At 57.7% G+C, this 18,471-nt stretch carries 17 protein-coding genes and 1 pseudogene; 3 read left to right on the top strand and 15 right to left on the bottom strand.

The annotated features are described in order from the left end of the window. Positions 1-62: 62 nt before the first annotated feature. The 11 genes and pseudogenes from INT39_RS08115 to INT39_RS08070 form a co-directional block, all read right to left on the bottom strand. Entirely contained in the window at positions 63-1,094 is a 1,032-nt protein-coding gene (locus INT39_RS08115) for a hypothetical protein (RefSeq protein WP_193073420.1), read from the bottom strand. Between the two features lie 35 nt (positions 1,095-1,129). Continuing rightward, the gene (locus INT39_RS08110; RefSeq protein ID WP_193073419.1) at positions 1,130-2,494 is read right to left on the bottom strand and encodes a DUF1329 domain-containing protein; all 1,365 of its coding nucleotides are present in this window, start codon (positions 2,492-2,494) and stop codon (positions 1,130-1,132) included. A 616-nt stretch (positions 2,495-3,110) separates the two neighbouring features. Then, positions 3,111-3,869, bottom strand: a complete 759-nt coding sequence (locus INT39_RS08105; protein WP_193073418.1) for an SDR family NAD(P)-dependent oxidoreductase — start codon at positions 3,867-3,869, stop codon at positions 3,111-3,113. Between the two features lie 59 nt (positions 3,870-3,928). After that, positions 3,929-4,207: a hypothetical protein gene (locus INT39_RS22475; RefSeq protein ID WP_226944627.1), complete on the bottom strand. Its 279-nt coding sequence runs from the start codon at positions 4,205-4,207 to the stop codon at positions 3,929-3,931. Positions 4,208-4,248: 41 nt separating this feature from the next. Then, positions 4,249-4,563: pseudogene (locus tag INT39_RS22470) on the bottom strand (phosphotransferase); the annotation flags it as partial. Further along, on the bottom strand, positions 4,535-4,984 hold the full coding sequence (locus tag INT39_RS08095; RefSeq protein WP_226944613.1) for a CoA transferase: 450 nt from the start codon (positions 4,982-4,984) through the stop codon (positions 4,535-4,537). The pseudogene INT39_RS22470 and the gene INT39_RS08095, both read right to left, overlap by 29 nt. 224 nt (positions 4,985-5,208) lie before the next feature. Further along, entirely contained in the window at positions 5,209-6,447 is a 1,239-nt protein-coding gene (locus INT39_RS08090) for a multidrug effflux MFS transporter (protein ID WP_193073417.1), read from the bottom strand. A 267-nt stretch (positions 6,448-6,714) separates the two neighbouring features. Further along, positions 6,715-7,950, bottom strand: coding sequence for an MFS transporter (locus INT39_RS08085; RefSeq protein ID WP_264299094.1), 1,236 nt, complete (start codon positions 7,948-7,950; stop codon positions 6,715-6,717). Positions 7,951-8,018: 68 nt separating this feature from the next. Then, positions 8,019-9,254: an NAD(P)/FAD-dependent oxidoreductase gene (locus INT39_RS08080; RefSeq protein ID WP_193073416.1), complete on the bottom strand. Its 1,236-nt coding sequence runs from the start codon at positions 9,252-9,254 to the stop codon at positions 8,019-8,021. Positions 9,255-9,269: 15 nt separating this feature from the next. Beyond that, positions 9,270-9,590, bottom strand: coding sequence for a 2Fe-2S iron-sulfur cluster-binding protein (locus INT39_RS08075; RefSeq protein ID WP_193073415.1), 321 nt, complete (start codon positions 9,588-9,590; stop codon positions 9,270-9,272). A gap of 23 nt (positions 9,591-9,613) precedes the next feature. Further along, positions 9,614-10,888 carry an MFS transporter gene (locus tag INT39_RS08070; protein ID WP_193073414.1) on the bottom strand — a complete coding sequence of 425 codons (1,275 nt, stop codon included), beginning with the start codon at positions 10,886-10,888 and terminating at the stop codon, positions 9,614-9,616. A 201-nt stretch (positions 10,889-11,089) separates the two neighbouring features. Between INT39_RS08070 and INT39_RS08065 the strand changes: the two genes are divergently transcribed. After that, entirely contained in the window at positions 11,090-12,739 is a 1,650-nt protein-coding gene (locus tag INT39_RS08065; protein ID WP_193073413.1) for a methyl-accepting chemotaxis protein, read from the top strand. 75 nt (positions 12,740-12,814) lie between these two features. Here INT39_RS08065 and INT39_RS08060 read toward each other — a convergent pair whose 3' ends face one another. From INT39_RS08060 to INT39_RS08045, 4 genes are all read right to left on the bottom strand, one after another. Continuing rightward, positions 12,815-13,210 (bottom strand): phosphate ABC transporter substrate-binding protein, encoded by a 396-nt coding sequence (locus tag INT39_RS08060; RefSeq protein WP_193073412.1) that lies wholly within the window; start codon positions 13,208-13,210, stop codon positions 12,815-12,817. A 23-nt stretch (positions 13,211-13,233) separates the two neighbouring features. Then, entirely contained in the window at positions 13,234-14,292 is a 1,059-nt protein-coding gene (locus INT39_RS08055; protein ID WP_193073411.1) for a porin, read from the bottom strand. Between the two features lie 25 nt (positions 14,293-14,317). After that, complete coding sequence (locus tag INT39_RS08050) at positions 14,318-15,940, bottom strand: methyl-accepting chemotaxis protein (protein ID WP_193073410.1); 1,623 nt, start codon at positions 15,938-15,940, stop codon at positions 14,318-14,320. A 224-nt stretch (positions 15,941-16,164) separates the two neighbouring features. Then, complete coding sequence (locus INT39_RS08045; RefSeq protein ID WP_226944612.1) at positions 16,165-16,794, bottom strand: TetR/AcrR family transcriptional regulator; 630 nt, start codon at positions 16,792-16,794, stop codon at positions 16,165-16,167. A 210-nt stretch (positions 16,795-17,004) separates the two neighbouring features. On the opposite strand from INT39_RS08045, the gene INT39_RS08040 reads away from it, so the two are divergent. Further along, complete coding sequence (locus tag INT39_RS08040; RefSeq protein WP_193073409.1) at positions 17,005-18,249, top strand: cytochrome P450; 1,245 nt, start codon at positions 17,005-17,007, stop codon at positions 18,247-18,249. Continuing rightward, positions 18,246-18,470, top strand: a complete 225-nt coding sequence (locus INT39_RS08035) for a ferredoxin (protein WP_193073408.1) — start codon at positions 18,246-18,248, stop codon at positions 18,468-18,470. Before INT39_RS08040 ends, INT39_RS08035 begins: the two co-directional genes overlap by 4 nt. Position 18,471 lies beyond the last annotated feature (1 nt).

Genomic DNA, 18,471 nt, shown 5'->3' with positions numbered 1-18,471 from the left:
TGTTGCTCCCGCAGTGTCGAATCGAGTTGCCTGCCTGCAAAGCAGGCAAGCATGAAGCAGCGTTACAGATCAGCGCCCCGCACATTGCGGGCTGTGCCGTTGCGACGGTCCGATTCGCCCCAGGCCAGCCAGCGGTCTGGTTCGCGATCGTCGCCAACTCGACGCCAGCGCCCTTCCTGCTGGGCAGTGATAGGAAAACCGCCGACGAAGTCGATCATCTCACCCTTGGGGTCGGGCAGGAATTCCCATTCCTCCTCGCCTTCGAGAACGATGCGGGCCGATTCCAGGAAGTAACTTCCGTCCTTGTGAACCGTTGTCCCTTCGATGTCCGTGGTGGTGCGTATCTCGCCTTTTTCATTCATGAAGATGGCGTAGCCCAGATTCTCGTGGCCGACCATAAAGGAGCCGGCGTCCCAGGTACCATCCTTGTAGATCGTCACGAACGACCACCAGATAACGTGCATCTTGTTGTTTACCACCAGGTCCTTCTTGAAGTGGATGGCGCCGCCTTCGGCCATGTACATCTGATCCAGCGCCATCGCGCCCTTTACTGGGCGGCCTTCGCAGGTTCCCGAGATATCCCAGAGCTGGGAGACATAAAAGGTTCCCCATTCGACGCCTGGCAAGTACCATTGCAATCCGGGCCCAAGCAATTTGCCTTCAAGTTCAAACAGACCTTCCTCCTTCCAGGTCAGCCTTTCGCTGGACGCGGTGATCTGCCATGAATTGCCGGGCTCGTCGGGCTGATTGGTCCAGGTGACGGTGTCGCCTTCCAGTGTCTGCACCGGGATGGGCGTAGGTGCTTGGGCGGCCATACGCTCATGATCCATGCGCAGATGCTTACCATCGATATGATTGGTCTGATAGATGAACTTGGTCGGATTGGGTGTGCCGTTGGGCGCTAGGACGGAGCGCACGAAGGAGTAGATGTTGCCCTCTTCGTCGCGCACCGAGCCAAAGGGAGAGCTCTTGCTCAACTGCAACCCGAAGAAGCCCCGTTCACCGGCCATCGCTGGCCCGGTTACTTTGTGGGGGCCAACCAATTGCTGATAACCAAAATCGCCACGTTCAGGAATCGTTGTAAAAGTTCGCATAGCATTCTCATTGTTATTGGATGGTCGGGGGTGGGTTATCGCTGGCTATTCCGGGATACGATTGCTTCCGGCGCCATGTTCCGTTCGGCTAGCGGGGTGGAAACAAACTTGTAACCGCCCTTCAGCCCATCGTTGATCACGCCGTACATTCCCTTGTTGAAGTCGTAGATTACGTTTTTGACGTTATAGGGAATGTCCAGGTCGTAGAGTTGAACGCCGCTCAGGAACATCGACCGGTACAGATTCCCCTGTTGGTCCCATGCGTCGTACAAGCCGACACCGAAGGTGTCTTCATCCAGATAGTAGGTACGCTTGGCATACACATGTCTGCTGTCTGGCTTGATGGTGGCTTCCACTACCCAGACACGATGCAGTTCCCAGCGCTCGCATTCAGGATTGGCATGATTTTTAAGCATCTGCTCGTCCTGGTCGCAATCGAAATAAAAGTTGTACGCGTTATAGGGAATGAACATTTCCTTGCGGCCAATCAGCTTGTAATCGAAGCGTTCCTGGCTGCCGGAGAACATTTGCAGTTCATCAAACAGAGTGACACCACCCTGGCTAGCAACCGGCGTATCGAAGGCAAACTCGGGAGCCAGCTTTATGCGGCGCTGCCCTGGTGAATAACTCCAGGCTCGGCGCGGTTGTTTGATAGGGTTTAGGAAATCTGCCATGACAGTCACTTCCCCGGCGCGCCGAGCAGGGTATCTGTTGAGGGAAAAAACGCGGGCATACATTTCGGGGTTACGGTCTGCCTGGTCTATCTGGTAATAGGGCATTTCCTCAAAGGTTTGTTGTTCCGCTGCCTTGGTAATGCTGCCGTTGGAATCCACGATCCAGCTGTTGGACGAAGCAGTTGTGGAGTACCCGGAGCCGATCTTGTAACGCAGCTGCTGGTTCCAGATAACCTCATTGCCCGATTGTGGAATGGGGAAGGGCAGGCCGCCGCGGCAAGCGGGATCAACCGCCAATCCATCCTGCTCGATGGTGCATTCAGTGGCGTTACGTATCGTTGCGTCTATCACTTCCTGGGGATACGCGGCGGTGCGGTGGCTGGGATAAATATCCAGGTAGTAATCGGGGTTGTCACGCAGCAGCCGCTGCTGGCCCTCACTGAGCTTGTCCGCATATTCACCCACGTTACTGCCGTCGATGCGAAAAAGTGGCGTTTCGTCCTTGAACGGATCGATCCAGAATCCTGAGCCAGCCTCAAATCCTTCGGGCGCAGTGGTCAGGCCGCCGGTATAAGCGGGGATGGTTCCTTCGGTATTGCCGTCCTTCACGGCGCCCCAAGGTGTCAGACTTTCGCCCAGTTCGGCAGCTTCCTGCGGGCTGACCGCTGCCAGCGAGAATGTCGAGAGGCCGCTGAGTGCGGCGAGTAACACCAGTCGATGCTTCATATGGTTCTCCAATTGTTTTTATTTGAACGATGGCTCCGCTTTACGTCTGTCCGGAATAGCAACAGGGCTCTGCAGCTGGACGGCAGGGCATTTTTCAGGCGCGCTTGAAAAGCGTTCTGCAGGGTATGAAGGAGCTGTTCACAGAAACGAATGCCCTCTAGCGTTGAGCTTTCCGGCAATCGATACATGACACGGGAATGTGAGCTGGCCGTGCAAGGCCATTCTGGATGGTTCATCGAACAACCTTTTGTTTTTATTATTGAAACTAAATTGACGAGCGCTATATGCACGCGCCTTGACCATGCATTGAACCTAGCAGAGCAATTCTAATAAATCTACGATAGAGAATCTGGTTCTAATTGAAGAATTATGTAAGAGACTAGTATGAAGGTTTTTCAGGCGGTGGCTGATAGTTGTTGCAGGTCAAGCACGGCGGGAGGTGGCGCGCCCCATGTGCGTTTTTCGGGGCGGTGGACGATGCGCCAGGAGGGCTGAATGAATCGTTTTACTCCAAGTAAAACAAAACCCCTTCTGAGAGGGGTTATGAGATGAAAATACACCGATGCCGCTGAACGTCAAAGCCGCTCCGTGGCAACTTAGCGGCCCGGCCCCTATCTCAACTCAGCATCAACATTCCACCGTCAATCATCAGGGTCTGGCCCGTCACGAAGCGCGAACCCTCACCGGCCAGAAAAACCAGAACGGGCGCAAGATCCTGCGTGGCATCGCCAAGCCGACCTCCAAGCGGAATCTGACTGGCCATGAATGCATCGTGCTGCTTAAGCTGGGCCTCGCTCATGCTGGCGCGGGTGGCCTCGTACATCGGCGTCCATATCGCTGGGGCGATGGCGTTAACGGTTATGCCGTGCGGACCCCACTCGCGTGCGACGGTACGCGTCCATGCCAAGACCGCGCCTTTGCTGGCGGCATAGTGCGCCTTGCCAGGCTGGCCGCCCACGCCGGCGGCCGAGGCGAAATTGATGATCCGCCCGCCATCTTGTCGCATACGCTCGAAGGCCGCGCGGTTGGTCAGAAAGGTGCCGCGGGTGTTTACTGCGAACACTTTTTCCCACTCATCCAGAGTGATTTCATCAGCAGTGGCGTTGGGCGCTATTCCGGCAGCATTCACCAGCACGTCCAGCCCGGCCAACTGCTCCGTGGCCCAGTCGAACGCTTCGTCCACCGACTGGGAATCGGAGATATCGCAGATCCGGCTTTTCATCCAACCGCTTTCTTTATCGGTCACCGACTCTTGCGAAGTGCCCACATCAAGACTGATCACATGGGCGCCTTCGGAGATGTATGCCTCAACGATCGCTGCGCCAATGCCGCGCGCGCCGCCGGTAACAATGATGCGTTTGCCAGCCAGTTGCATGGATCTGCCCTCGTGTGGTGCAGCGCCGTCTGCCGCTGCGGGATAGGAAACGGTTAGGGTTACTCGATCCGCGACAGTGCGCCCTCAAACAGCCGCAGTGCCGAGGCGTGGTGTTTTCTGCCGTGCTCCATCGACGCCTTGCCCGCGCAGGCCCGCGCGTAGCTGACTTCAAGAAAAATGCCAAGCTTGAAAGCCGCGAGTACCATATACCAGGTAAGGGCTTCGAAGCTGCGGGAGCTGCCGGCCACGTAGCGCGACACCAGCTCGTCCGCTGCGGGGAAGCCCTCCCAGGGATGCACCTCGATCTTCCGGCGCCACGGCCGCTGGCGTCCGGCCATGTCACCACCAGCCAGGCCAGATCCAGTAGTGGATCGCCGATGGTGGCCAGTTCCCAGTCAACGATCGCACTGAGCTCTGGCCCTTTGCGACTGAACATCACATTGGAAAGGTGATAGTCGCCGTGCAGGATGCCGGAGCTGAACTGTTGCGGGCAGTTGTCATTCAGCCAGCGCGCCAGCCGGTCGAGCCCGGGAAGGCTGCCCGCGCCCGGCCAACCGGCGTAGCCGGCGACGCTTTCAAGCTGATGCAGCCAGCGGGATACCTGCCGCTGATGAAAGCCGTCGGGGCGCCCGAAGTCGTCGAGACCGATGGCTCGATAATCCAGATCATGCAGGCAGAGCAGCGCGTCGACCATGGCCAGTCCCATGCGCCGGCGCATGTCGCAGTCGCCGCCATGTGGCAGCGGCAAACCAGCTGCGCAATTGGGATTGAAGCCATCTACCGGCTCCATCAGGAAAGCGCTGCGCCAGCTGTGCATCGTCAAGCGTCAGGGTCGCGGCCTGTTTCGGGGTGAACTCGTGGATGAATACGTCGGCGGCGGCCAGCAGCTGTTCGAGTTGCTGCTGCCCGTCCGACACGTCGATATCCAGCGTGACACTGCGCTTGCCCCGATTAAGCACCGCGAACAGCGCCTCGTGTCTCCGAGCCGGGTTGCCGGGCGGCTCGACCAGAATCACCTCGGCGCCCGCTTCGCACAGCTGCAAACCCGCTGCAGCGCTCGCGATGCTAGAACCCAGGCTGACGACGCGCAGGCCGTGCAATGTTGACTCACTCATAAGCACCTCTGGGTGTCTTGTTGTTGCCCGTGAAGAAAGTTCGGACGGACGGCTAAAGCCGCTTGATCATCACAAACCTAGCGCAGAAACCGAAGTTGTTCTAGATTCAGACGTATATTTCTTATACGGAATTTTTTGGGTGAGCTGCTTGCGCTCTTTTACAGCTCGCCTGAATTGATCTATCCGTGAAGTGCTGCTGGCTGCAAGTGCCATCAACTGATCCACTATTGCTGGGTAGGTTGTTCGATGTCCGAGCCATGCAGAATGAGAATATTGCGGCGATGGCCGAATTGATGGATAAGCAGACTGAAGCCCGTCAGTGTCACCATGACCGCTGTTAACGGAACGGCGCTGGGCATGATCCAGACGCTCACTGCGATGGCGCCCAGCGTACCGAGGAAGAACTGTATGGCGCCTATGACCGCTGACGCCGATCCGGCGCGCTGGCCCTGGCTTGCCATGGCCAGCGCTACCGCGTTCGGCGATAACAAGCCCATGGAGGTCATGTAGACGAAGAAGCAGGCCATCAGCAGCGGCAGGGAGGCAAACCCCAACAGAGTTGCCAGAAGAGCGACTGACGCCGCCAGGAATGGCGGCCAGAGCATGGCATTCAATAGCGCAGCCGGGCCGAAGCGTGCTACCAGCCGCGCGTTGACCTGGGAGCCTGCGATCATGCCGAACGCGTTCATCCCGAAGAACCATCCAAAATGCACGGCGGGCACCTCATAGAGTTCAATGATGACGTACGGAGAGCCTGCGACGTAAGCAAACATCCCGCCGAATGGCAGGGCACCGATAAGCACATACATGATGAACTGCCGGTCTCGGAGTAGATCGGCGTAGCGCTTGAACGTGCCCGCCACACCAAGGCGCTCGGCGGCATGTCTGGACAGTGTTTCGCGCATGGTGAAATGCATGGCCAGGATCAGAATCGAGCCGGCAATCGCCAAAATGGCGAATATCTCTCGCCAGCCCATGATTTCCAACAGCAGGCTGCCGAGCACCGGGGCGAGGATAGGGGCCAACCCAAGCGCCAGCATCAACATCGAGAAAGCCCAGGCAGCCTGCGCTGTAGTGGTGCGGTCGCGGATCACAGCGCGACCGACGACCACGCCCGCGCTGCCGCCCAGGGCCTGGAGAAACCGGGCCACCGTCAGAGTGGTCAGATCTGTGGCCAACATGCAGCCGACGGAAGCGAGAATAAACAGCGTCAGGCCGAAATACAGAGGTGGCTTGCGCCCGTAGCGATCACTCAAGGGGCCGTAAATTAGTTGCCCGAGGGACATCCCGAACAGAAAAACGGCAAGGGTTATCTGCACATCCGCTGACTGGACACCGAGACTTTGAGCTATGGCCGGAAAAGCGGGCAGGTACAGGTCAACGGACAACGGCGACAGGGCGGTCATCATGGCGAGCAGGAACAACCAGCCGGGGAAGAAAGGCCTTGGTTCGGAATGTGTCATGAAAAGACGATCAGCATGAAAAGATCAAGGGCCAACTCCGGAGCTTTGCGCGTGCCTGGGCAGCAAAAACAGGCTGGCCAAGGTAGCAGAGCAGCTCCTTTAAATCCAGATAGAGAATCGTATTTTTCCTGCAGAATAAAATTTATACGGCTCAGGAGCGCTCCTGCCCACCATGCTTCTATAGCGTGACGGTCATGGAACAGGTGCCTCCGGCGGCGAGCAGGCGTTGTCGCCGGATAACTGGTGCGGCGATCTCCGATTCACCCATTACTCTGATCGATGCGGGCGAGATGGCAGTGATGCGGCTGGATAGCGGTTCTGAACTGGCGGGCGTGCCGCTCTGCGCAGGGCCAGCACCAGTATAAAACCAATGCCTGACAGCAACGCTGAGGCAAGAAACACTTGGGCAAGTCCCAAGCTCGCAGCGAGCAGCCCCATCAAGGGACCTGCCAACCCCACCGCCAGATCGAAGAACAGCGAAAGCGCGCTCAGCGCGGAGTTGCGATTAGCGTCCGGGGTACGCGCAAGGGTTTCCACCGCCAGTCCGGGATACACCCAAGACACCCCCAGCCCGGTCAGGGAGGCACCGAGAATCGCGATCTCGGGCGAAGGCGCCAGCCAGACGAACAACAGCCCCAGCCCTTGTATCAACAGGCACAGGGTTACGACCGGGTAGCCACCGAAACGTAGCACCACATTGGGCGTCGCGAGCCTGGCGAGAATAAAGGCTATGCCGAAGCCGGTCAGGCACCAGGCGGCGTTCACCCAGCCGAGGCTGTCAAAATACAGCGCGATGAAGGCGGTCAGGCTGCCGAAACCGGCCGAGCTGCAGGCCAGTGCCAAGCCGTTGGGCAATACCGAACAGAATACATCGATAAAGGGCAGCCGCTCGCCGCGCAACAGCGGCGCGGGGCGTCTGACTACCGCCAAGAGTAGCGCAAGCAAGCCGAGCAATACGATGCACAACCCGATGCTGGCCAGGCTGAATCGGTCGCTGATCAGCACCCCCAAGGGCGCGCCGACGGCGATACCGCCATAGGCGGCAATGCCGTTCCAGGACATTACTCGCGCGGTATGCGGCTTGCCGTGCAATCCGATGGCCCAGGTACAGCAGGGAGTGGAGATCATCGCTGAAGCGATGCCTTGAATTACGCGGGCGCCGAGCAGGATCGAGACACTGAGCCAAGGCGAGGCATACATCACAATCGCCAATGTGGTCAGCATTCCGCAAACAGTAAGGCCAGTTAGTCCAATGATGACTGCACATTTGGCGCCCAAGCGATCGGCCAGCACGCCGGCCAGTGGTCGAGACAGTAGAGTCGACACATATTGCGTACCGATTACGATGCCAGCCCAGACAGTGTTGAATTCCAATTCGTTGAGGACGAAGCCGGGCAGTACCGCCAAAGGCAGTCCATTGGCCACGTAAGACATGAAGTTGAAGCAGACGATAAAGGTGATTGACAGCGTGAGCCGCATGGGGGCTGTGGTGCTGGTGTCCAAAGCGTGCTGGCTCCTGAATTGAAAAACCCCTTCAACCTTTTGAGTATCCGGGGTTAAACAATCAATGATTAAAGACGATGAGCCATTTCCCAGGCTTTCAGATCGAAGTCAGATGCACTGGCTTCGGCAGCTGTGAGCTCCGGCGGACGAGAAAGAATCTTCTTGCCTGCCAGGTGATCTCCGGAGCGGTTGCACGATTCGACAGCGACCAGATGATCCCTGCGAAAGCACAGCACAGAGAACTGGTTCGACTCCATCGATCCCAGGGTCACGGTACTGTCGTATCCGGTGGACAGACCGACAATCTGCAGTTTCAGATTGCCCTGATCGGTCCAGAACCAGGGCGTTGCGACAAACGGGGCGGCTTTACCCAGCAGCCTTGCCGATACCGCTCTCGCCTGGTCCATGGCGTTTGGAACCGACTCGATACGGGTATGCTCGCCATGATTATGAACACAGGGAAAACAGGCTACGTCGCCAATGGCGGAAATGTGCGGGTCATTAGTCAAAAGGTCAGCGTCGACCTTTATACCGTTTTCTATTTCCAATCCAGCTTCGGTGGCAAGAGTGATATTCGGGATAACGCCTATGCCGTAAACCACCAGATCGGCGGGAAGTACTTCGCCGTCCGCCTTTTCCACGCCGATGGCCTTGCCGTTCTCTCCGATGATTTGATCGACCGCCTGGCTGAAGTGAAATTTGACGCCCCAGGACTCGTGCGCCTTGAGGAACAAGTCGGACATCTGCGGAGAAATCGCTCTCGCCATGAGACGGTCACCGCGGTCGATTACCTGCACGCTGGCACCTTGCGCTGCGGCTACCGCGGCGAATTCCAGTCCGATAAACCCGCAGCCGATCACTACTACATTCTTGGCGTCCTTGGCCCTGGGCGCCAATGCGTCGGCATCCGCGAGGGTTTTGATACCGAACACGCCTTCAAGGTGTTCCCCCGGGATCGAAAGCGGCCGGTTGTGGGCTCCGGTTGCCAGAACCAGATGGTCATATTCCAGTGCCTTTTCGCTTTCCAGTACCACCCGCTGATTCTGGCGATCAATAATCACCGCTTTACCTTGAATCAGTTCGATCTGCTGTTGATCAAAAAACGCGGCAGGCCGGAAGACCAGGTTTTCTGACTTGATCTTGCCCAGCAGGTAGGCCTTGGACAAGGGCGGACGCTGATAAGGCAGGCCAGGCTCATCTCCCACCAGGGAAATCCTTCCGGCGAATCCGCCTTGGCGCAGCGACGCAGCGACCTGAAATCCGGCTTGGCCGGCACCGACAATTACAACTGACGAAAGCGTCATATCTGCTCCTGGGGCTCAGTACTGGGACTCAGGCAAACGCAGCACCATGCCGTCCATATTTTCCTGAATGGTCAACTGGCAGGTCAGGCGGCTGGTTTCCTGGCGTTCGTTGGCGAACTCCAGCATGTCCAGCTCTGCGTCCTCCGCCGCCGGAACGACGTCCGTCCAGGCGTCTTCGACGAAGGCGTGACAGGTGGCGCAGCTGCAAGCGCCGCCGCAATCGGCTTGAATGCCCGGCACCATGGCGTTCATGGCAGCTTGCATAACGGATTGGCCGACCTCACCCATGACTGAGTGCTGGGTGCCGTTGTGTTCGATAAGCGTAATTGTTGGCATTGTAAACGTCTCCGTGAACAGATTTAGGCCACTGCAGCCTTGGGTGGGGATACTTCAAATACAGGAGGCCGGCCCAGCGTGAGGAGCATTAACGGCCCTACGATGGAGCAGACCGCGCAATAGATAAGCATGGCCGTATAGGAGCCTGTCTGGCTCAGGAATGCTGCAAACAGCAAAGGTGAAGCGGCCGAGGTGGCGGTCAGCAGGCCGATGTGGAATCCGAACAGGCGACCGTATTCTTTAAGTCCGAAATAGCGCGCAATTAGAAAGGCGGCAATATCAAATTCGGCGCCTGCGCCAAAGCCAAACGAAATCGCTGCCAGCAGGAGTAGGGTAAAGTCGGTGGTGCCACTGAGCAGAATGACGCAGCCAAGGGCTGGCATGGCTAGACTCAGGGCCGATATGCCTGGAGGCCAGACGCGATCCAGTAAATAACCGACCAGAATCCGGCCAAAAACCAGTGAAATGCCAAAGCCACCGAAAATCAGACCGGCTTCTTCTGCAGACAGTCCCATGTCGCGCAAAATTGGTACGGTGTTGGTAACCATGCCGATAACTACCGAAATTACCAGTACCAGGGCGATATTGCAGATCCAGAATTTTTTCGAGGTGAAACCTTCCTTGAAGGTCATACCAGCATTGCTGCGCTGGGCAGCCTGCTTGCTAGCTGCGCTGGCATGGCTCTTGGGCTTGGGTACCGAAAACCACCAGATGGTCAGGGGCAACAACAGAAACAGGTTGAGCATGGCCAGTATGATAAATGCCGATTGCCAGCCCCAAATGCCAATACCCCAGGAAAGCAACGGCGGGATGGTCGCGGCGGCCAGCCCGGTTCCGGATAGGCCAATGGCCAATGCAAGGCCGCGATTCTTCTCAAACCACATGTTGAGTAACTGCGTCCAGCTGACCGCCAGGTTGCCAATGCTCAATATTGGAATGATGGTGAATGCCAGATAAAGGCTCCAGACCGACCCGCCTATCTGCGTGGCCCCCAAGTAACCCAGCACCGTCAATGACATGGAGACTGCGGTTACTTTCTTGATGCCGAAACGCAAATTGAACCAGCCTACCAACTGCAGCGAGATGACCGCGCCCACGAACAGGAAGGTAACGGCTACCTGCAGGGCACTTCTGCTCCAGCCAAAGGCTTCTTCCAGAGGAACAACCAGCGTTCCGAAGCCGTAGAGCAATGAGGAGTTAATACTGATGCCTATACCTAACAGTGCCAGGATCAGTACACGCCAACTGGCTCGGAACTCTGAAAAGTCGATGGAGGCGTTATTGACTGAAACATTCATGTGCAATGTCCTTCATTGTTTTTATATCACCAGTTTAAGCGCTGCAGTCATTCCCTCTGGAGGTTACTTTTCGCAAGACCGGTTTTAGTTTCTGGCTTCAGAACTATATACTGAAGTCAGAATATTGCATGGGGGCAGGATTGTCCAGACCAAGGGACTGATCCATGCACACGACAACAATAAAAAAGACGAGGGATAACTATGCGATGGCTCAGCCGTTTTTCCATGGGCGCAAAGCTCATGTTTGCTCCTGCGCTGATTGTGCTCCTGCTGGTCTTCGTGTCAGCGGTGGCCTATTACGGATTGAACCGCCAGCAGACCGTGCTTCATCAGATTGAGCAGGTTCGCTTCAGTCAGTATCAGCGAGCGCTGGAAATCTCATCCGCATCACAAGCCGCGATGGTCGGATCCTATGCCGCAGTAGTGCAGCTTATTCAAGCCGAGGGCAAGGTATCCAAGGAAGAAATGCAGTTCTACGTGGAGGACATGCAGGCGAGTGTACGGGATATGCTGGCAGGTATCGACGCAGGGCTGGCCCATACCGCCGACCTGAGCGAGCAGGAGCAGGAGACTTTCCAGACTTTCGGTGAACAGGCCAAGGCATTCGCCCAAGGGGTGGATGATCTGGCCGAGGCCGCGCTAACCAACCCCTACATGGCAACCTCGCAGCTGGGATACGTGCGTGCTGAATATAACCGTGTGCTCGGCTTGCTGGCGCAGTTCATGACACTGCAACAGGAGCTGTCCGGTGTGTCCTTTGAAGTGGCCAACGAAACCGCCACGTCGGTGACCGAGGCGTTGGTAGTCGCCGTCTTTGCGGCCATCGCGCTAGGCTTGATTGTCGGTTTGCTGATGCGGCATCAGGTGCTCAGGTCGATAAAGGCCATTGAGCAGGCTGCGGTAAAGCTGCGCGATGGTGATCTGACCCATCGGGTGCAGGTGATCGGGCGAGATGAAATTGCCCAGACTGCTAGCGCCTTCAACGCACTTATAGATAGTCTTCAGATTGCGGTGCGTCAGGTCACCCAGGTTGCGGTATCGGTAGGTTCCTCTGCTGAGGAGCTGGTGTTCGCTTCCAATCAGGTCGCGCAGGGCGCCAATGAGCAAGCCAGTGCGGCGACCCAGGCGGCGGCTACGGTGGAGCAGATGAGCGTCGGTATTGCCTCTATTTCCACCCACGCGGAAGCGTTGCGGTCCTCTGCCGGAGACAGCCTGCGGGGCGCGCAGGCCGGCCAGTTTGCACTGACCAGATTGCTGGACGAGATACGCCGCGTACGCGATGCCTTTACTGCAATCACTGCCTCAGTCGGCGAATTCGTCGCCAGCACCAGCGCCATCACCGCCAGTATCAACCAGGTAAAGGAGCTTTCCGCACAGACCAATCTGTTGGCCCTCAACGCCGCTATCGAAGCCGCCCGCGCAGGCGAAAGTGGCCGCGGGTTCAGCGTTGTTGCCGATGAAGTGCGCAACTTGGCCCAACGCTCCGCCACGGCGGCCAATTCGATCAACGAACTGACGCACGGACTGGAAAGCCAGTCCAACAGCGTTTCCAGTGTGCTTGATGAGGGGGCTGCCGCGCTCGACAGCAGTCAGAAGCTGCTTGGGGAGCTCGAAAGCGTGTTGTCAGAAGCTGCGAGGCTGGTAAGTGCATCCACCTCGGGCGTTAGCGAAATCGCGTCGGCCGTGCAGGTTCAGAATGAGGGCGGAAAGGAGATTTCACTGGGTATCGAACGCATAGCCAAAATGGCGGAGGAGGGCGACATGGTCTCCCATCAGGTCACATCGGCCGTGGGGTCGCTACGGGAACTGGCAGGGGAGTTGAAAATGTCGGTCAGCCATTTCCGGACATGATGAGCCAGTACTTCCTTAGGCAAAGGAGTCGAGAGCGGACGTTGCGTGTTCTCGACTCCGTCGTCAGGGTTGGCGTTACGGCAGGGTGAAAAGCACCTTGACCTGATCCGTCACCATTGAGCTGTCCACATAGCCGATGGCGTTGGCTTCAGCCGCTACCTTTGCCAGCACGGCAGTGTCGTCACCGACGCTGGGAAGCGGCTGGCCTTTGCCGGTAAAGATCAAACCAGACCAATACGATTTGAGTTGCGATTCGTTCTTCTTGGTTACCGAGGTGTAAAACTTGTCTTTTGTAGGGCTCCAGTCTTTCTGGTCGACACCTGACAGAGACTTGTCCTTGCCTAGAAAAATATTGGCAACCTCAGCCTGGGAGGGCGTGTTGGCGGCGCTCGGGTTGACGATGACGGCCACCTCGGCATGAACCAGCGTTGCGGTCAGACTCAGCATGGCGATGGCGAAAGTTCTGTGCATGAAAAAAATCACTCTACTTCTCCTTAGAATATGAAGTCAGCGCCGATGCTTACGATGTCACCGTCGAAGGTACGCTCGAGCACGCTGAAGTCCGGCACGAAGCCAGCGCTGAAGCCCCGAGTCGATTCCACACGTTTGTACTCGCCCTTCAGGGTCACGCTGGGAGTGAGGCTGTAATTCAAGCCATAGGCCCAGGACGACTGACGACCTGGTTCACCTTTATCATCTCGCTGGGAATAGGTTACATGCGGCAGGTAGTCACCAAAGCGGTGCCCAGCCATGAGGTAGAAGGATTCGATGGTGCTGAGCGGGCTCTGGCGTTTGATAGCTTCAGCGTTGGTCAGCCAGCTGCCGTTGTCGTACTGGTGACCCAGGGACTCGAACTTGCCTTTGAACTTGCCGAATATCTCGAGATTCAGGTCGGATTCGGTATAGCTGTAACGCAGCGTGCCAAAGTTCATGGTTGCCAGGCTTACGCTGCCGGTAACCAGTTCCTTGTAATCCACGTCCAGCGGGCCGTCCAGGCTGTGAATGAATACCTCGCGGTCGGTCGCCTGGCCGTAACTGGCCTGGAAGCTCAGTGTGCCAAAGGAAACGGGCAAGCTGTAAAGAGCATCGACGCCCTCATAGTTGCTAACCGGCATCTCGCTATAAACTTCATCAGGCAGGCGTAGCCAGGGGTAGGCGTAACCCACGTCAAGCGTCTCGGAGAACATAAACGCGCCCGGACGCAGGCGGCCTGCGCGCAGGGTCAACTGATTGTTCACCTGGTAGGCCAGATAGGCCCATTCGACTTCCAGATGCCACTCGTCCTGATCAGCCTTGGCCACCGTCTGGAGGGTTGCGCTGAGCTGGTCGGCTATGCCGTAGGACAGTTGCCCGCCCAGTTTTGACAACTGGTCGCCGCGCCAGGCGTCTGTGGTCTGCCCCTTAATGCCGTAGCCCTTGGCATCGTCGGCTCCGCCGAGGTACGTAATGGCTGCGGTACCGAATCCATTAAAGCGATATTCCCCTGGCTCCAGTGCCATGGCGGAGGTGCTTGCCAGGCAGACGGCCAGACCGAGTAGGTTGCGTTTGTTCATGGTTCTTCAAGCTCCGAAGATAGTGTTATGTGCGAAATTGTGCGGTGGCCGAACGCAGGTTATCCCCTGTGCAGACCAACTGCTCGCCAAGGCGGGCGGTGGCCCCGGCGCCGTGCGCGGTTGCTTGTGCGTCCTGCTGCAACACTTGGGTTTCTTGCTGGATGGAACTCGACAGTCCGATCTGCTCCTGGGTGAACTGGGCAATCCCGGCGTTGAGTTCGTCGATCTGGATGACGGTGCGGGCTATGGTGTCGAGCAGCTGTGTGGCTTCGACCGAACGCTCGATGCTCTCCCGGGATTTCTCGCTGTTGTTATGCATAACGTTGAGCACGGTGTTGGCGCTGCTTTGCAGGCGCTGGATGATCTGCTGAATTTCTGCCGTCGACACGGCTGTCTTCTGCGCCAGGTTGCGTACTTCATCAGCGACCACAGCGAAACCGCGGCCCTGTTCACCGGCACGGGCGGCTTCTATCGCGGCGTTAAGCGCGAGGAGGTTGGTCTGTTCGGCAATGCTGCGAATGACCGTCAGCACCGAGCCCACTTCCTGGGTTTCCTTTTCCAGTTGCTGCATGGCCTGCACCGCACCCATCACGCTGCTGCCCAGGTCGCTGACGCTGATCGACAGGTCGCCGATATGTTTGCGCGCCGTAACGGCCTGACGCGAAGCGGACCCCGCCTCTTCGGAGGCCTGTTTCGAGCGCCGCGCTACTTCCTGAATACGGTCGGTCATGGTCAGGATGTCGCGGCTGATCGAGTTGGTGTGATGCTGCTGGGACTTGGCGCTTTCCTCCGAGTCCTGGGTCAGCCGGTAGAGCTCCTTGGACACGTGACCCAGCGGGCTGGCCGCCTCGATCACCTGGCGCATGGTGCCCTGCAGGGTGTCGAGGAAGCCGTTGAACAGATGGATCATGGCGCCAATCTCGTCGTGTGCTTCGACATTGACGCGGCGCGTCAGGTCACCGTCGCCGCTGGCGATGGCCTGCAGCGACTCGATGACGCCGCGGACATTTGCCATCACGCTGCGGATCACCGTCCAGGCAGCTAGCGACACCAGCACCAGCAAGCCCAGGCTGAGGATGATACCCAGGCGGGTGGTCTCGGCATTGTTCTGGCGTGTTTCCGCCAGCGTTCGTTCGAAGTCCTGATAGGCATTGCTGCGGAACGCGGCAGCGAGCTTCTGGGTTTGCGCGAGATCGGAGGCCATGCGGTCAAGGCTAGAGCGCAGGTCATCAAAGGAGGCGCTGCCACTGATCAATTGCTCCGACGCGCTGAGAGCATTATCAGAATAGGTCAACACGGCTTGGCGCCAGACCTGCAGGTCCTGGAGGCGCTGTGGCTGGCTCTGCAGCAAACTCGCGAGCGCCGTTTGTTGGGTAGCGATCTCCTGGAGAACCTGGCGCGCTTCGCCGAGAATCGTTTGCTCACCGGCTGCGATAGCGTTGTTGAGCAAGCCGGGCAGGCGGGAAAACTGGAAGATCACCGCATCGGCCTTTTCGAGCGTGGGGTAGCTTTGGGACTCCAGCGATTCCAGTCGGTTATCGGTGACGGACAATTGCAGCGACGTATAGGCGACATATAAAACGAGGCCGAGCATGGCGACGGCTGGCGGCATGGCCAATTTGAGATTTAGTGACAGATTCTTGAGCATTTCTGGCCCCCAGGTGAGATGCGAACTAGCGAAGCTGAAGTGAAGTTGAACAGTAATTACAAAAATGTTCACTAAGCTGTTGAGGGGTTTCGGCTGAAAGGGGCAGGACTTTAGCGCCGTGTGACAATTTGTAGTCGCAAGGAGGGGATGATCTGAATAGGGGCGAGCAGAAAGCTGCCTTCAGTCATGGCGCGTCGGTAGGCCAGGTGTGATCGGCAGCGTAGTTAGAAGGCGTGGTCAGGAGGCGTCGATGGGCGAGGCCAGGTGCCGTTGTTCATGAGCGCGTCGAATGCCTCGGTCATGTCGCTGGCCGGGTTGGGATAGTCGTGACGCACCCACCATAACCAGAGCCCGATGAGCGCGCCCACAAAGCAGCGCACTGCTACTTCGCCGCGTAGCTCGTCAGCTTGGTAAAAGCCTTGCTTGCGGTAATGTTCGCGAACCTGGATGAGCAGAATGTTTTCCAGGTGAGCGAGGATAACGGTCTGGGAAGGGCTGTTGAAAAACGAGGTGGTGAGGGAGGCATGCCGCTCGGTGGCTATGAACAACCAGGTCGATGCATCCAGTACAACGCGCTTGTGGCCTGATACATCGACCACCCGGGTAGGAGGCGTGCCGATGCTCTCGTAACCCGCTACCAGGAGATCTTCCTTGTCACGGAAATGAGCGTAGAAGGTTGATCGCGCAACCCCGGCGCGCTCGAACAACTCCTGCACGGTTATATCTCTGAAGTCCTTTTCCAGTGCCAGTCGGTACATGGAATCGAGCAGCCGCTCCCGCGTACGCCGGGCTCTCGCCTTGTGGCGATCACCGGTTTGATCTTCATCGTTGCTGTGTTCCGGGGGGGCTGTCAAAGGCGCGTTCCTGCTGGTCTCTTAAGCGATAGGGTCTTGCGAGATGAGGCTCAGGTTCGAGACTGACACAGGCAGCGTGGACCGGGCAAGTTAAACCCTATTGCGGATTCTGTATTAGAAATCGAACGGATGCGGGATTCCGTCTGTTGTGGCGCAAATTGGTGCGGCTCTACACTCATCTGCGTCAGCAATAAAAACCGGACAATAATAATGAATACCGATAGCGTGACCAATGCGATACCGTCCAATGTGCCTGCTCATCTGGTCCAGGATTTCGACCTCTGGGCTGCGCTTACTGCCCAGGGCGAAAACGCCTACGCCTGGGCCGCCAAGTTGCATGAGAGCATGCCACCCATTTTCTGGGTGCCGAGTCTGGGCTTTCTGCCAGGCACTTGGATTCCACGCCGTTCGGAGGACCTGCGGCGCATCCTCCAGGATCCCGAGACGTTCAGCAGCGCGGGCTTGACGCCGTACCCCATGCTGCTGGGCGAAAGCTGGCGCCTGGCGCCGCTTGAAGTCGATCCGCCGGACCATGCTAAGTACCGCGCGCTGCTGGATCCTCTGTTCACGCCAAAAAAAGTCAATGCTCTGGAAGAGGACATCCGCCAGTTGGCTGGGCAGCTTATAGACGACATCGCTCAGACAGGGCGCTGCGACTTTAATGAAGACTTTGCCAAGCCGTTCCCGACGTTGATTTTTCTCAAGCTGATGGGTTGGCCGCTGGAAGACCGGCCGCTGTTCCAGCATTGGACCCAGACGCTGATCAAGAGCTCGGAGCCCCAGGTGGTGACGGAAAACGCACGGGAAATTACCGGCTGGATTCGGGCACGCATCGCCGAATGCGGGGCCAATCCGGGCGATGATTTCACCAGCTACCTGCTGGCCAGTCAGATTGACGGCCGCCCGTTGACCGATGATGAAATGCTCGGCATCAACTTTCTGATATTCATCGGTGGGCTGGATACCGTTACCTCGACGATCGGACTGTTCTTTCGCCATCTGGCACGCAATCCGGCGCAGCAGGCGCAACTGCGCGCCGATCCGTCGCTGATCTCCGATGCGGTGGAAGAGATGCTGCGTTCCTATTCCATCGTCAATATGCGCCGTACCGTAACCCGGGATGTGCAGATCGGCGAAGCGACGATGAAGAAGGGTGACATCGTGCTGATCAGTACCGAGTTGGCCAACCTCGATCCCGAGGTGTTTGACCAGCCGGAAAAGGTCGATTTCCTGCGTAGCGCCGGGCATGCACCACACATGGCCTTCTCGTATGGGGTGCACCGCTGTGTAGGGTCGCACCTGGCCCGTCGCGAGTTGCGTATTGCGCTGGAACTCTGGCTAACCAAGGTGCCACCGTTCCGCATCGCAACCGGTACCACGCCGCGCTTCAACGCCTTCGGCATATTCGGTATGGAAGAGCTGCATCTGGAATGGGATGTGGAGGAAACCAAATGAAAATCATCGTCGACAACAAGGCCTGTGCCGGACACGCGCGCTGCAATGACGTCGCGCCGGGACTTTATGAGCTCGACGACAACGGCTACATCAGTACCGCTGGCTTCGACGTCGAGGTCGGGCAGCAGGCCCTTGCCCGGCGAGGCGCCAGGGCTTGCCCCGAGCGGGTGATCCATGTCGTGGATGAACCTGCAAACCCCCCCAGGCAATGGGCTGAATAAA

Source organism: Pseudomonas sp. FME51, from assembly GCF_014897305.1.
Note: the sequence above shows the minus strand (reverse complement) of the source record. Positions and strands in the feature narration are given on the sequence as shown.